The 12,618-nt window shown below is 63.1% G+C and carries 17 protein-coding genes; 5 read left to right on the top strand and 12 right to left on the bottom strand.

Translation table 11 applies throughout. The features are described from left to right. Nucleotides 1-73: 73 nt before the first annotated feature. Genes AC1PPL_RS12290 through AC1PPL_RS12325 form a run of 8 tightly spaced genes read right to left on the bottom strand, consistent with a single transcriptional unit; the run spans nt 74 to nt 6,930 of the window. Nucleotides 74-451, bottom strand: a complete 378-nt coding sequence (locus AC1PPL_RS12290) for a head decoration protein (RefSeq protein ID WP_479973379.1) — start codon at nt 449-451, stop codon at nt 74-76. 3 nt (nt 452-454) lie between these two features. After that, nucleotides 455-1,762 (bottom strand): S49 family peptidase, encoded by a 1,308-nt coding sequence (locus AC1PPL_RS12295; RefSeq protein ID WP_479973380.1) that lies wholly within the window; start codon nt 1,760-1,762, stop codon nt 455-457. Between the two features lies 1 nt (nt 1,763). After that, on the bottom strand, nt 1,764-3,296 hold the full coding sequence (locus AC1PPL_RS12300) for a phage portal protein (protein ID WP_479973381.1): 1,533 nt from the start codon (nt 3,294-3,296) through the stop codon (nt 1,764-1,766). Between the two features lie 2 nt (nt 3,297-3,298). Next, nucleotides 3,299-3,520 carry a phage head-tail joining protein gene (locus AC1PPL_RS12305; RefSeq protein WP_009521720.1) on the bottom strand — a complete coding sequence of 74 codons (222 nt, stop codon included), beginning with the start codon at nt 3,518-3,520 and terminating at the stop codon, nt 3,299-3,301. Continuing rightward, nucleotides 3,520-3,912 (bottom strand): hypothetical protein, encoded by a 393-nt coding sequence (locus tag AC1PPL_RS12310; protein ID WP_024958053.1) that lies wholly within the window; start codon nt 3,910-3,912, stop codon nt 3,520-3,522. Before AC1PPL_RS12310 ends, AC1PPL_RS12305 begins: the two co-directional genes overlap by 1 nt. Further along, on the bottom strand, nt 3,912-4,403 hold the full coding sequence (locus tag AC1PPL_RS12315) for a hypothetical protein (protein WP_024958054.1): 492 nt from the start codon (nt 4,401-4,403) through the stop codon (nt 3,912-3,914). Before AC1PPL_RS12315 ends, AC1PPL_RS12310 begins: the two co-directional genes overlap by 1 nt. 17 nt (nt 4,404-4,420) lie before the next feature. Then, the gene (locus tag AC1PPL_RS12320) at nt 4,421-6,382 is read right to left on the bottom strand and encodes a phage terminase large subunit family protein (RefSeq protein WP_020200544.1); all 1,962 of its coding nucleotides are present in this window, start codon (nt 6,380-6,382) and stop codon (nt 4,421-4,423) included. After that, on the bottom strand, nt 6,382-6,930 hold the full coding sequence (locus AC1PPL_RS12325) for a hypothetical protein (RefSeq protein WP_029043081.1): 549 nt from the start codon (nt 6,928-6,930) through the stop codon (nt 6,382-6,384). Before AC1PPL_RS12325 ends, AC1PPL_RS12320 begins: the two co-directional genes overlap by 1 nt. 117 nt (nt 6,931-7,047) lie before the next feature. On the opposite strand from AC1PPL_RS12325, the gene AC1PPL_RS12330 reads away from it, so the two are divergent. From AC1PPL_RS12330 to AC1PPL_RS12350, 5 genes are all read left to right on the top strand, one after another. Beyond that, a complete protein-coding gene (locus AC1PPL_RS12330) occupies nt 7,048-7,245 on the top strand; it encodes a DUF6900 domain-containing protein (protein WP_479973382.1) in 198 nt (65 codons plus the stop codon). Between the two features lie 94 nt (nt 7,246-7,339). Continuing rightward, nucleotides 7,340-7,903 carry a DUF3489 domain-containing protein gene (locus tag AC1PPL_RS12335; RefSeq protein ID WP_024958058.1) on the top strand — a complete coding sequence of 188 codons (564 nt, stop codon included), beginning with the start codon at nt 7,340-7,342 and terminating at the stop codon, nt 7,901-7,903. Nucleotides 7,904-8,032: 129 nt separating this feature from the next. Then, nucleotides 8,033-8,392: a hypothetical protein gene (locus AC1PPL_RS12340; RefSeq protein ID WP_024958059.1), complete on the top strand. Its 360-nt coding sequence runs from the start codon at nt 8,033-8,035 to the stop codon at nt 8,390-8,392. A gap of 97 nt (nt 8,393-8,489) precedes the next feature. Next, entirely contained in the window at nt 8,490-8,852 is a 363-nt protein-coding gene (locus AC1PPL_RS12345) for a hypothetical protein (RefSeq protein WP_024958060.1), read from the top strand. Further along, entirely contained in the window at nt 8,852-9,091 is a 240-nt protein-coding gene (locus tag AC1PPL_RS12350; protein ID WP_479973383.1) for a hypothetical protein, read from the top strand. Before AC1PPL_RS12345 ends, AC1PPL_RS12350 begins: the two co-directional genes overlap by 1 nt. Here AC1PPL_RS12350 and AC1PPL_RS12355 read toward each other — a convergent pair. The 4 genes from AC1PPL_RS12355 to AC1PPL_RS12370 all read right to left on the bottom strand — a co-directional run bounded on the left by AC1PPL_RS12355 (nt 9,036) and on the right by AC1PPL_RS12370 (nt 12,618). After that, entirely contained in the window at nt 9,036-10,277 is a 1,242-nt protein-coding gene (locus AC1PPL_RS12355; RefSeq protein WP_479973384.1) for a site-specific DNA-methyltransferase, read from the bottom strand. The two genes, AC1PPL_RS12350 and AC1PPL_RS12355, sit on opposite strands and share 56 nt — an antisense overlap. Then, entirely contained in the window at nt 10,274-11,707 is a 1,434-nt protein-coding gene (locus AC1PPL_RS12360) for a site-specific DNA-methyltransferase (RefSeq protein WP_479973385.1), read from the bottom strand. Before AC1PPL_RS12360 ends, AC1PPL_RS12355 begins: the two co-directional genes overlap by 4 nt. 328 nt (nt 11,708-12,035) lie before the next feature. Beyond that, nucleotides 12,036-12,422, bottom strand: coding sequence for a DUF6362 family protein (locus AC1PPL_RS12365; RefSeq protein ID WP_479973386.1), 387 nt, complete (start codon nt 12,420-12,422; stop codon nt 12,036-12,038). Then, on the bottom strand, nt 12,415-12,618 hold the full coding sequence (locus AC1PPL_RS12370) for a hypothetical protein (protein WP_274740756.1): 204 nt from the start codon (nt 12,616-12,618) through the stop codon (nt 12,415-12,417). Before AC1PPL_RS12370 ends, AC1PPL_RS12365 begins: the two co-directional genes overlap by 8 nt.

The following is a 12,618-nucleotide window of genomic DNA, read 5'->3' on the forward strand; positions in this document are numbered from 1 at the left end:
TGGGATCTCCAGAAATGACGAAACCCGCCAGTGGCGGGTTTTCGGGGGAGTGAGATGGATCGTCGGGACGGGATCAGGCGTTATCGCGCACCAGCACCCCAAGGGCGGTGAGTTGGGCAACGGCAGTTGCCTTCTGCGCAACCGTGAGACCGGTCGGCCAGACCAATGCGCCGCGCGCAACGATGGCGTGGCGGGCGATCAAGATCGCGTCCTCGCGGTCGATCAGCGTCGCATCGATGTCATTGCCAAGCACGCCAACAGCGGATTCCGTACCGTCCGTGGCGCTCGGGTCGATTGCCTTGAGCTTGGCAGTGGCTGTTTCGCGGCCCACCACCGTGCCCAGCGACAGGTTCTGCGCGGCAGCGACGGTGTCCTGGTCGCGCGAGTAGAGGTTCGGCGCTTCGTACTTCAGCAGGTCACCGAGGTTCTTGAGTTGAGAGGCAGTGGGCATGGCTTACTCCTTGGCGGTGAGTTTTTTGACGGCAGCGACCACCGGACTGTTTTCCGGGTGCTGACTGGTTCCTGCATCGGCGGTGATGCACGAGGCAATTTCGGGTTGGTCGGCACGGGCATCCAGCAAGGCGCGGCGCACCTGCGCTTCCGAGAAGCCTGCTGCGAGGAATTCCGCCGTGCGTTGGGACTGGCCCGCGATCAGGCACATCTCTGCAATGGCCTGTGCCTGGCTGCGCCCGCTGGCGAACGACTGCGCCAGTGCTACTTGGGCAGCAGGCGTCGGTTGCGGATCGCTGTCGGTCTGCGGCTGGTCACCCTGTGGGGCGGTGTCGGCCGGATCGCTCGGGTTTTCGTGGTCGTCTTTGGGGTCGGTCATGGTGTTCTCCAGGGTGAAAGGTTTGCTTCGGGGCGGGTTTGAAATGGATTGAGTGGACAGGCTTCGCGGCGAGGCGCGGGCCACGCCAGGCTGCGCCAACCGCTGCTTGGCCGCCAACGCGTCGGTGAACTCGGTCATCACCGCATCAAACGGCATCACCGCGTCGGCGAGGCCCGCTGCCACCGCCTGCTCGCCATAGAACAGCCCCGCTTCGGTGGCGCGCACGGCATCCGGACCGATGCCGCGCATCTGTCCGACCTGATTCACGAAGATGTCGTAGAGGCGATCCACCTCGGTCTGCAACGCGGTGGTGGCCTGGGGGGTGAGTGGCTCGTGCGGGGAGAAATCGTTCTTGTGGCTGCCCGCGAAGACAGCGGTGTAGTTCAGGCCGTCCTTGGCGTCCTTCACCGACTGGTCGACGTGTAGCGCGATCACGCCAATCGACCCGACGCCAGCGGTCTGCGACAGCGTCAGGCGCTGGCAGGCTGCCGCGATGGCAAAAGCCGCCGAGTACGCGGCATCGTTGGCGTGCGCCCAGATCGGCTTGATGGTGCTGGCAGCGCGGATGCGCTCTGCCAACTCGAACACACCCGATGCCTCGCCGCCGGGAGAATCCAGATCGAGCAGGATGCCCGCCACCTGTGGGTCGGCCAGCGCGGCGTCCAGCCGGGCTTCGATCTCGCCGTAGGACATCAGGCCAGAGGCGGCTTCGATACCCATCGAACGTCTGACCAGCGTGCCGACCACCGGGATGACGGCAATGCCCGCCTGACCCGATGTGGCGTTCTGGCGCGGCATGGGCAGCGGCATCGCCATGTCCAGATCGGGCAAGCCGATGCGGGAACCCAGCACGGAGAGGATCACGTCGAGTTTGGGACGCGCAATGAGGAGCGGCGTCCCGTAGAGGCGGGACGCCAGATGAACGAGTTGCATGTCAGTTGTCCTGTTGGTCTTGCGGCACGGCCACTGTGGCGGCCGCATTTATGGGAGCGCCCGATGCCGATGGTTGGGGCGCTTTGTCGTGGCGCGGGTCGGAGTCAAAGACCAGACCGAGCTCATCGGCACGCTGGTTGTCGGCGGCGATCTCGCGGTCGATGTCCTCGGCGTCGTAGCCGAAGGCCGAGATGGCTTCCGAGCGAGACAGCAGCCCGGCGCGAATGGCGGTCAGCATCGCGTCGAATTCCTTCTTGGGATCGACCCACTGCCAACCCTGTGGAATCCATTTGGCCGCGAAGTAGTCGCGCTTCTTCTCGGTGAACTGCGGCAGCGCCAGCGCGCCTTCAAGTAGCGCCTGCTCCATCCAGGCACGCCAGATCGGGCGGCACAGCTGGTGGACGATCACGCCGTGCTGGATGGCCTCACAGCGGCGGCGAAACTCCAGCAGCCCGGCCCGGATCGACGAATAGTTCACTTGCGTCAGGTCGCCGGTCAGCATCTCGTAGGTGATGCCCATCGCCGCTGCCACCGCCCGGAACTGCATGCGCAGGAATTCGGCGTAGCTCGCGCCAACGTCGGCGGGCTGACTGAACTTCACGTCCTCGCCGGGCTCCAGGATCTGCATCGTGCCCGGCTCCAGCCCGGCCAATGCCGCACCGCTGGCATCCGGCAAGCCTTCACCCATCAGGTTGTCCTCAGGTGACAGGCGCGTGATGAAGCCCGCGAACATCGCGGCGGTTTTCTTGCGCACGAGCTCGGCGTCGTCGTACTGGTCGAGTTCGTTGAGCTTGACCAGTGCGCGCGCCAGCCACGGTTCGCCCCGGATCTGTCCGGGCCGCAAGGGACGAAACAGGTGAATGATTTCGCTGGCCGGGACACGCACTGTGTCGAGACCGCCCACCACGCCACCGGTGCCCGACATCGGAGCCAGCGAGCCATCACCCGGGTGTGAGCGATACAGGTGGTAAGCCACCCGCCGTCCGAGCTTGTCGAACTCGATGCCCGCACGGATCACATTTCCGGAAACTAACTCCTGATTCAGCGTGGCTGGCAGGTGTTCGGGTTCGAGCAACTGCAATTGCAGGCCCACCGGCAGGCCATCTTCCGGGCGGCGATAGCGCAGCCGCACCAGGCATTCCCCGCCTTCGAGCATGGCGCGACATGCCAAGGCCTGCAGGCCGTAGAAATCGGTCAGCCCGGCGGCATCGGCTTCCTCGCACCAGTCCCACCACAGGCTGTGGATCGCTTCACGTTGAGCCTGATCGGTCAACATGCTCTGCGGCTTGATGCCGGTGCCAATGGCGTTCGAGACAAAAGCTTCGACGCCTGCCGCTGCCCAGGCATTGCGGCGTACCAGATCGCGGCTCTTGGCGCGCAATTCGTTCTGGGTGAACGCGAGCGCTGCGACGGCACCGGGATTTCCGACCTGCCACGCCAAGGCGCGACGACCGCCACCGATGCCGTCATAGAACGGCGTGCCGCCAAGCAGGCTCATGCCAATGCGTCTACGCATTCGGTCAAACCATTGCATGTTCAGAACCCTTTGCCGGTGGTGACTCGGATCTGGCGTGGCGCACCAGGCCACAGTCCGGTGTCCACGGCCTGCTCGAAGAGGTCGCGCTTGACCGCCGCAATGGCGGCCTGGAGTTCATCGACGCTGCGGTACTCGACGGTCTTGTCGCCGAAGGTCACGCGCTTTTCGCCCTTGACCAGCGCAGCTTCCAGTGCGTCGAGATGTGCTTGTGTGTAGGCCATCAGCGGTACACCGTGAGGTTGATTTCGGTGGAGTCGTCGAACGATGCGGCCGTGGTGGCGCAACTGACGTCGACGTACTGGGCGGTTTTCTGGTCGGAGCTGGATCGCACGATGGCGATGCGCTGCGTGCCGCTGTTGGTGCTGCTGCGGGCAAGCGCCGTCCAGCAATAGTTGGCGTCGGGCATGGCAACGGCGAAGGTCACGCGGTAGCGACCCGCCGCCGTCCGGGTCACGCTGGCCACGTTGTGCGATGCACGCACGACGACCTGCGTGCCGACATAGCCGAAACACACCCACGCCCGGGCCACGCCGGGGTGGGTGGCGTCGATCTTAGTCTTGACCTCGAGCCCGACTCGGCTGGCCAGCGCACTGATGCGCGATGCGAGGCTCATCAGACCAGCGCACCCACAAAGACCGCGACGAAGTCAGTGTCGGTGTTGCCGACATCACTGGTCGCGACGGCACCGATGTTGCTGCGTGCCTGAAGTTGCTCGGCCACGGTCAGCGACTGCGCCGCATCGAAGCGCACGCGGTTGTTGACGGCGGCGAGCAGCGCATCCAGACCACTGGTGCCGTTCTGCAGCAGTTGCTGGATTTCCACCAGCGTGTCGTACGCGGCATCGGCACCGCCCAAGATCTCGGTCTTGAGCGCATCGAGCAGTGAGACGATCTTGTTGGACGAGTAAGTGGTCGTGGCCGCGACGTGCGCATCGTCGATCACCGCCGACGACACCACGGCGGCTTTCAGTTCGTTGATGGCCGCGACCAGATTCGACTTGTCGGTGGTGGTGAGGTTGGCCAGGTTGCCTGCCTTGGCGCGGACGTCGTTGAACTCCTGCGCGACGCGGATGACCAGGCTTTCGATACGGGTAGCAAGACTCATGTTTTCTCCTTGATGTGTCAGGACAGCCAGCGGCTTTTGATCACGCGCCGACCGGTGTTACGGTTGCCAGAAACAGCGAGGCCACCGCGTTGGGTGGCCTCGTTGATCGATTCAGTAGGTGTTTCAAGGGCTGGCGGACTAGACAGCCCCAGTTGTCGCTCCAGTTCCCGCCAGTGGCGTTCCTCGAAGCGATCCAGTCCCGCCGCCGATGCAGCCGCGCGGGCGTAGACGTAGCAGTCGAGCGCCTCATTGCGCTCACGCATCTTTTGCCACTCACGTACCGGGAAGCCGTTGCGGTCGCGGCGGGTGATCAGTTGTTCCGCGCAGAGTTGCTGGATGAACTCAGCATCGATCTTGGGCAGATGGACGAACCCGGCCGGGAACACCGTGGTCAATCCGTCCTCGCCAACATCGGCGCTCTTGCGCAGGTTGTTGTAGAACTCGAGCTTGGCGATGCTGACCGCCACCGAGTACACCTTGATGCCCCGGCGCAGCTTCTTTCCACCCTGCGAGACATCGATGGCGGTCGGCGTGCCGATCAAGGCTGCACCACGAGGTACCCCCTTGACCGCCATCACACGCGAATCGCGGCAAGCCCGCACAAAGGCGTAGGCCTCCTGCGTCGCAAAGCCGGTATCCAAGGCAAAACGCACCAGCGGCATCGCCGCGCCGGAGGCGTGTGTCCAGGTTTCGGCCAGCATTTCAGCAAGGCGCTTCCATACCGCGTCGCGGGCGGTGTCACCCATCAGCACGCGGTGCTCAACCAGCCAGGACTCCTTGCCGCGCCCAAAGGCCCAGACCGACGCCTCGATGCGATCTTTCTGCACGTCGGCCGCGCCGACCAAGAGCAGACCGCCTTGCGGCACGCTGCCGACGCGGTAGTCCTCGCGGCGTTCGACCAGTCGTTGCCAGTCCGGCGCTTCGCCTTCCTCGACCCAGGTTTCACCCAACTCGGTGTTCTTGAAGGTCTTGATGGCGGCGGCCGATCCCGACTCTTTACTGACGGCGGCTTCCCACGCAGCGGCGATCTCTCGCCACGAACGCCAGCCCACCGGGCTGTACAGCGACGACAGGTGGAAGCCTGCCGTCTTACCCGCGCCATCGGTGATCATCGCGCGCCACTCGCCGTGCTCCAGCATCCACGTCTTGTGGTGCTCGGCAATCGCGGTGTCACATGACTCGCAGATGTAGGCGGCGGTCTCCGGTTGCCCTCTGTCCCAACGCAGCTGCTCGAAACGCAGCCACTGACGGTGGGAGCAATGCGGACACGGCACAAAGTAGCGACGTTGGTCACTGGCCTCGTACTCGCGCTCGATAGCCGATGCCCCTGAGATCGTCGGCGTCGAGACGATGAAGATCTTGCGCCGCGCGAAGGTGCGTGTACGCGCCTCGGCCAGCGAGATCGCATCCCCTTCACCCTCAACGTCCAACGGATAGCCGTCGACCTCGTCGAGAAACAGATACCGCACCGGCATCGAGCGCAGTCCGACCGCGCTGTTGGCCCCAGTCATCACCAGCACGCCACCCCGGAACTCCTTGGCCAGGATGGTGTTGCCGGAATCCCGGCTGCGCGCCGGTGCAATCAGTTCGGCCAATGCCGATGACTCTTCGATCAGCGGATCAATCCGCTGCTTGGAGTTGCGCTTGGCCATCTCTACTGTTGGCCACACCGCCATCATCGGGCCCGGCGCGTGGTGGATCACGTAGCCGATCCAGTTCGATCCCATCTCCGTCGCGCCAAGCTGGGCGGCTTTCATGAACACGACGCGCTCGACCGGGGAGGTCGGCGACAGGCAATCCATGATTGCTTTCAGGTACGGCGTGCGGCTGGTGCGCCAGCGCCCCGGTTCGGCAGATGCCTTACTGGAGAGCATCCGGTGGCGATCTGACCATTCGGACACGGTGAGCAGCGGGTCTGGAGTCAGCCCTTCGCGCCACGCGCGTTCGATTTCTGCCGCGCCTTCGTAATCCATGTCCATCAATCCACCCTCGGGCGCATCTCGCCCAGTTCCTGCAGGTGCTCACGCACCGCCGCCTCCAAGGCGATGTGCATCGTGTGGGGATCGACGCCGAGCTTGGCTGCCATTTGTGCCGAGATGCGTGCGGGCCAGTTGAGCCACGCATCGCGTTCGGAGCGCGCCAGCTTGAAGACATGGGCGATGGCCTGCGGCCGATCCACCAGCTCGCCCTTGAGTCGGGCCAGACGCACCTTGTTGGTTTGCGCCTTGACCACTTCGTTGACCGTCCGCGCTTGCAACAAGGACGTGCCACCTGCTGCGGATGTTGCCAATGAGGCTGCTTGCCCGTCTCCTGTGGCCCCGCTGGATTCCTGGACGGCGACCTTGACCGCGCGGGTGGCCGTGCCATTGCGCGGTGCATCGGAATTGCGCGCCCACTCGCGGTCGACGCGCTCGGCATCAATCGTTCCGTCTGCCTCCGGCGTGATCCGCCCAGCAGCGATGGCCTTGCGCACCGCTGCATCGGACACCCCTCGGTGGCGTGCGTAGGCACGAATCGAAATACCCATATTTCCCCTTCGGGGCACCTTCAATCATTTGTTCGTCATTCATGCGAATTGAGCTTGGCTTCCATCTGGAACAGCGCGTTCATACGTTCGTCATCAACACCATGAAAGGACACGGACATGAGCAAGCTCGAACAACTCCTGACCCAGATCGCGCAAAACAAGCTGGGCATCGAAACCCTGGAAACCCGCCGCTCGGACAGCCTCGATTTCCACGATGTGGCGGTCTGGTGCCTACGCGATGCGCTTGAAGCCGCCTTCAACGCGGGTCTCGAGCAGGGGAGCAATGCCAACCCGTCAGACAAGGCCAACACCTGATTGCGAAGCGAAGAAGCCAAGCAAAAAGCGCTTGGCTTCACTTGAGAACAGCGCGTTCATCACATCACCGTCCACCACATCGAAGGAGCAAAACATGACCACCACTCAACTGACCCCTGCCCAGCACGCGATCCTGGCCCACGCGGTTGAACACACCAGCGGCAAGATCGACTGGTTCCCCGACAACATCAAAGGCGGCGCACGCAAGAAGGTGCTCGACGGACTTTTCAACCGCGCACTAATCACAACCGACGGCACCAACTGGTTTGTCGCTGCGGAGGGCTACGACGCCCTGGGCATTCCGCGTCCCGACGTGAACAGGAAGGGCATCGGTCAGTTCGAAGCCAATCTCGACCGGATCATCGCCAACGCTGAAGGCGCGCCTGCGGCCGCGAGCGATCCCGAACTGGAAGCCGCCGTAACCGCCGCAGAAGCAACGTGGGTCAAGCCGCGCACCCGCGAGAACAGCAAGCAGGCCGAATTGATCAGGATGCTGCAACGCCCCGAGGGCGCAACCATCGGCCAGATCTGCACCGCCACCGGTTGGCAGGCGCACACGGTGCGCGGCACCTTCGCCGGAGCCTTCAAGAAAAAGCTCGGCCTGAACATCGTCTCGGACAAGCCGAAGGGTGGCGAGCGGATCTACCGCATCGCCTGAAAACGAGCACAGCGAGTTTCGGCGAAGCCAAAAAGATGGCGAGAGGAGCCATGAATAGCTTGGCTTCTCTCCCCACCAGCGCGTTCATACAGATGTCGTGATTGACGACGCCAAACCAGGAAAACCGCCATGAGCACCATGACCATCACCATCGAACGCACCCCACGCACTCTGCAGTTCGCAGGCCAAAGCCTCCAGGTCGAAGAGTTGAGCATCCGCCTACCGTTTGCACGCAAACCTGCCGACCTCGGCGAACTGGGCGGGAGCGACCAGCACAATGTCTACGTGACCGAGACCAAGGAGCTCACCCCTGCCGAATTCGACGCCTTTGGGCGCAGCCTGCTGGTGTCACGCGACTGGCTGCGTGGCAAGGGTGGCGGCACTGGCGACGGCTACCTCTGCGTCGAGGTCACTGCTCCCGGACGCCCTTACCTCTACGTCAATCCCGAGGGCGGTGATTACGCCCGCTACGTAGCCCGTCTCGGGTAAGCGAAATTGATCGAGAAAGAGGCCAGGAACAGCTTGGCTTCTCAATCGAACAGCGCGTTACTACAGGTGTCGCAACGATCAACCCGGAGAAGACACCATGACCACCAACCAGATACCCGCCACCCAAAACGAAGCCTGGGGTTTTTGGGGCACGATGAACGAACACGCCAGCGCCGCATGGCCCCTGGCCATGAACGCTATTTCGGACGCCACCCACCAGCCCCTCGAATCGGTGCGGACCTTCCTCGACAGTCGCCACGGACGCCACTTTGCCGACGACGTCCAGAACGGCTTGTACCAAGGCCAAGCCTTGCAGGATGCGATCAAGGCCGCCACCCAACGTTGGATGGGCTGGACGATTGGCCGCCAGACCAGCAAGCAGTACGGCATCCCGCGCGGCCTGCCTTACCTGACAGGCTTTGTGATCCACTGCGAAGTCTGCGAAGAGATGGCTGCCTGATGAAAGCGCTCGCCACCGAACGCGAGCAGGCGCTGCGTTGGCTGATTGCCAACCGGCGTCCAGACATCTCCATCGAGCAGGCTGTGCGCGTCATGTGCATGGCACTGCCGCGCGATCTCACCACCCTGCAAATCCTACGGCGTATCGCCGAGGAAGAAGATGCCAAGCAGCCCGGCCAGCCATTCAACTGGCGCACACTTCCTGGTCTGCTGCCTCGCGGATGGCCGTCTGACCGGTGAAGTCCTCCCACCGGCGCACGATCACATCCACGTACTTCGGATCGAGTTCGATCAGCCGCGCGACGCGTCCCGATTTTTCGGCCGCAATCAACGTTGTGCCAGAACCACCGAACGGATCGAGCACCACGTTACCCGGGCGGCTCGAATTGCGGATGGCTCGCTCGACCAGCTCCACCGGCTTCATCGTCGGATGCAAATCGTTCTTCTGCGGCTTCTTGATAGCCCACACATCGCCCTGATCGCGGTCACCACACCAGTGGCGTTGCGCACCCTCGGGCCATCCGTACAAGATCGGTTCGTACTGGCGCTGGTAGTCGGCACGGCCCAGCGTGAAGGTGTTCTTGGCCCAGATAATGAACGTCGACCACTTTCCACCGGCGGCGCGAAAGGCGGCCTGCAGCACATCCAGCTCGCTGGATGACATCGCTACATAGATGCCGCCCCGGCAGTTCGCCACGGTGGGCGTCAATGCTGCAAGCAGGAAGTCGTAGAAACCGTCACCCAGGTTGTCGTTGAGGATCGCGCGATCCTTGCCGCGCATCTTGTCCTTGGCGCTGTTGGCGTAGTTCACGTTGTACGGTGGGTCGGTGAAGACCATGTCTGCCATGTCGCCTTGCATCAGCCGGGCATAGATCTCTGCCACGGTCGAGTCGCCGCACAGCAGTCGGTGCTGGCCCATGATCCAGACATCGCCCGGGCGCGATATTGGAATTTCGCCAACCTCCGGTACCGCGTCCTCATCGGTCTGGCCCTCGTTGTCCGGCTCGTCGCCCGCGATCAGTTCGGCCAGCGCGTCGGCGTCGAAGCCGGTGATGTCCAGATCGAAACCTTCCAGCTGCAAAGCCTCAAGTTCGATCCGCAACATCGCGGCATCCCAGCCAGCGTTCTCCGCGATGCGGTTGTCTGCGATGACCAAGGCGCGGCGCTGGGTCGGGCTCAGGTGATCCAGTACGACCACGGGCACGATTTCCAGCCCGAGTTTCTGCGCAGCGGCCAAGCGGCCATGCCCAGCGACGATGATGCCGTCACTGCCTGCAAGGATCGGATTGGTGAAGCCAAACTCGGCAATCGATGCGGCGATCTGCGCCACCTGATCATCCGAGTGCGTCCGCGCATTGCGGGCATAGGGCAGCAGTTTGGCTGTCGGCCACTGCTCGATCTTGTCTGCCAACCAGGACGCGCTCATTGTTCTACCTCCGTGGTCGCCAGCCGTTCTGTGGCCACGTCGTCGAAGGACTGGCCCGATTTGATTCCACAGCCTGCGATGAGCGTGACCGGCACGCCGGGGTGGTTTTGCTGAAAACGCTTGATGGCCACGTCCACGTACTCCGGCGCAATTTCCACACTGCGGCAGATACGACCAGTGCGTTGCGCGGCCAGCATCGTCGTGCCACTGCCGCCGAAGGGCTCGAACACGACGTCGCCCGAATCGGTGTAAGCCTCAATGGCAAACTCAGGCAATGCGACCGGGAACACGGCCGGGTGATCAATGTCCTGCCCAATCTTGCCCTTGTGGCGCATCACGCGAATCACCGAATCGGGGATGCGGGTGTCCTGCGTCGGCTGACCCTTGTGCGTCCAGCCGCCGACCTCGCCATCCTTACCACGCATCGCTGTGGACGACCCGTCAGCGCGCAGGTGCGATTCCTGGCCCGCGTGCTTGCAAGGAATAATCTTGTTGGGTTTGCGGGTGCTGCGATTGAAGTGGAAAACAAACTCGAAGCTGGGAGCTAATCGGCCCTGCCAGTCGCCGGGCATGCCTGGCCCCTGATCCCAGACGTACCACGCGAAGCGCCGCCACCCTTGCTGACGCATCCAGGACAGCCAGCCGTCCCAATAGGGGATGACTTCGTTGTCGCGGTGGATCAGCCCAAGATTGACCAGTACCTGTCCGTCGCCCGCCATCGGCAGATGTGCGAACACACCGCGCATCAGGACATCCCAATCGGCAATGCCGCCGGATGTGTAGTCGCGCTGGTTGCCATACGGCGGCGAGGTGAAGCAAAGCTGCGCGGTGTCACCCTGCATCAGCGTGGCGACCACGGCTGGGTCGGTGGCGTCGCCACAGGTCAACCGGTGCGAGCCGATGGCCCAGACATCTCCCTCGCGCGACACCGCCACCACTGGCGTGTCAGGTACGTCTTCGGTCGTATCGGGTTCATCGGCGTCTACACCATCCTGCGCCGCCGGTTCACCTTCAGTAGACGGGGCATCTGCCAGCAGCGCATCGATCTCGATGTTCTCGAAGCCGGTCAGCGCCAGTTCGAAACCCGCTTCGGAAAGCTCCGCCAGTTCGAGCGCCAACATCTCCTCATCCCAGCCAGCGTCAAGCGCCAGCCGGTTGTCGGCGATGACCAAGGCGCGCTTTTGCGCGGTGGTGAGATGGGACAGTTCGATCACCGGCACCTGATCCAGCCCCAGCTTGCGTGCAGCAGCCAAACGACCGTGGCCCGCGATGATGCCGTTGTCGCCATCAACCAGTACCGGGTTCGTCCAGCCATATTCGACGATGCTGGCGGCGATCTTGGTGATCTGCGCATCGGAATGTGTGCGCGGATTGCGGGCGTAGGGAATCAGCGCCTCGACCTTGCGGTACTCGACGTTGAGCGTATTCAAAGAGGGTGTCCTGAAAATAGAAAACCCGCCGACGACAACCGTGGGCGGGTTTTGGGGTTGGTGCGAACTGACGGGGTGCGAACTGCGAACCGTGCGAACCTTGGTTCGCACCCTGACGCTAAAAAAGCGCCGCGCTCGCGCCCCCCGCATTGGTTTTTGGCCAGGAAGGACCCGTTGATTTCTGGGCTGCTTCCTCTGCCGTCACCTCTGTCCAGACGATAGATGAATACTACGCAAGATCAGGTCGTTTTGTTGCAGGGGCAAAAACCGCTGATTGCCGCGTGATGGAGCACATCTCCGACCATACGCGCCAAATCACGCCAAAACCCTACGCGATCACCACACCATTGAGTTGATCTGCGACCGTCTGCAATGCCCGCTGCCAATGCCGCCATGCCGTCGTGCGGTCGCAGGCAAAGCGGATCGTGATGTCCCGCCAGCCATAGCGCTTCGCGCGCATCCATACGAGATGACGTTGCTCAACTGTGAGCCACTGCACCCAGCGCATGACCTCCAGCATTCGCTCAATCGCGTCTGGACTCGGCGGAAAGGATCGGTACCCCCTCTCGTCCGCTGCAAAGGTCTCCCATTCGCTCCGGACAATGGCGGGCCAGCAGTTGAAGTATCCCTGCACTCGAACAGGAGGCAACCGTCGACTGGTGCTTGCGGCCTCTTCAAACCGAGCAGCAACGTCCTCGATAGTCCACTTAGTCATTGTGTCGCCCTCCGTAGAGCCGGTCTCCGATGCGTCGCACGATCTCGCGCTCGATGAAGTCCAGACGTTCGTCGGATGCGTTGACCACCAGGATGTGTTGGTCACGCCAGCCGCGTTCCTTAATCGCATCCAGATCCGTGGCCTGAGGCTGCAGACGACCGAGGGGGCAGCGGTATTGGGGTGTCGGCACCTTCAT

This window comes from Diaphorobacter sp. B2A2W2 (assembly GCF_056730635.1).

What these genes read in the sequence shown, in the direction of transcription:
- AC1PPL_RS12290 (WP_479973379.1), bottom strand. Translation starts at nt 451, where the DNA reads ATGCCCACTGCCTCTCAACTCAAGAACCTCGGTGACCTGCTGAAGTAC.
- AC1PPL_RS12295 (WP_479973380.1), bottom strand. Translation starts at nt 1,762, where the DNA reads ATGCAACTCGTTCATCTGGCGTCCCGCCTCTACGGGACGCCGCTCCTC.
- AC1PPL_RS12300 (WP_479973381.1), bottom strand. Translation starts at nt 3,296, where the DNA reads ATGCAATGGTTTGACCGAATGCGTAGACGCATTGGCATGAGCCTGCTT.
- AC1PPL_RS12305 (WP_009521720.1), bottom strand. Translation starts at nt 3,520, where the DNA reads ATGGCCTACACACAAGCACATCTCGACGCACTGGAAGCTGCGCTGGTC.
- AC1PPL_RS12310 (WP_024958053.1), bottom strand. Translation starts at nt 3,912, where the DNA reads ATGAGCCTCGCATCGCGCATCAGTGCGCTGGCCAGCCGAGTCGGGCTC.
- AC1PPL_RS12315 (WP_024958054.1), bottom strand. Translation starts at nt 4,403, where the DNA reads ATGAGTCTTGCTACCCGTATCGAAAGCCTGGTCATCCGCGTCGCGCAG.
- AC1PPL_RS12320 (WP_020200544.1), bottom strand. Translation starts at nt 6,382, where the DNA reads ATGGACATGGATTACGAAGGCGCGGCAGAAATCGAACGCGCGTGGCGC.
- AC1PPL_RS12325 (WP_029043081.1), bottom strand. Translation starts at nt 6,930, where the DNA reads ATGGGTATTTCGATTCGTGCCTACGCACGCCACCGAGGGGTGTCCGAT.
- AC1PPL_RS12330 (WP_479973382.1), top strand. Translation starts at nt 7,048, where the DNA reads ATGAGCAAGCTCGAACAACTCCTGACCCAGATCGCGCAAAACAAGCTG.
- AC1PPL_RS12335 (WP_024958058.1), top strand. Translation starts at nt 7,340, where the DNA reads ATGACCACCACTCAACTGACCCCTGCCCAGCACGCGATCCTGGCCCAC.
- AC1PPL_RS12340 (WP_024958059.1), top strand. Translation starts at nt 8,033, where the DNA reads ATGAGCACCATGACCATCACCATCGAACGCACCCCACGCACTCTGCAG.
- AC1PPL_RS12345 (WP_024958060.1), top strand. Translation starts at nt 8,490, where the DNA reads ATGACCACCAACCAGATACCCGCCACCCAAAACGAAGCCTGGGGTTTT.
- AC1PPL_RS12350 (WP_479973383.1), top strand. Translation starts at nt 8,852, where the DNA reads ATGAAAGCGCTCGCCACCGAACGCGAGCAGGCGCTGCGTTGGCTGATT.
- AC1PPL_RS12355 (WP_479973384.1), bottom strand. Translation starts at nt 10,277, where the DNA reads ATGAGCGCGTCCTGGTTGGCAGACAAGATCGAGCAGTGGCCGACAGCC.
- AC1PPL_RS12365 (WP_479973386.1), bottom strand. Translation starts at nt 12,422, where the DNA reads ATGACTAAGTGGACTATCGAGGACGTTGCTGCTCGGTTTGAAGAGGCC.
- AC1PPL_RS12370 (WP_274740756.1), bottom strand. Translation starts at nt 12,618, where the DNA reads ATGAAGGTGCCGACACCCCAATACCGCTGCCCCCTCGGTCGTCTGCAG.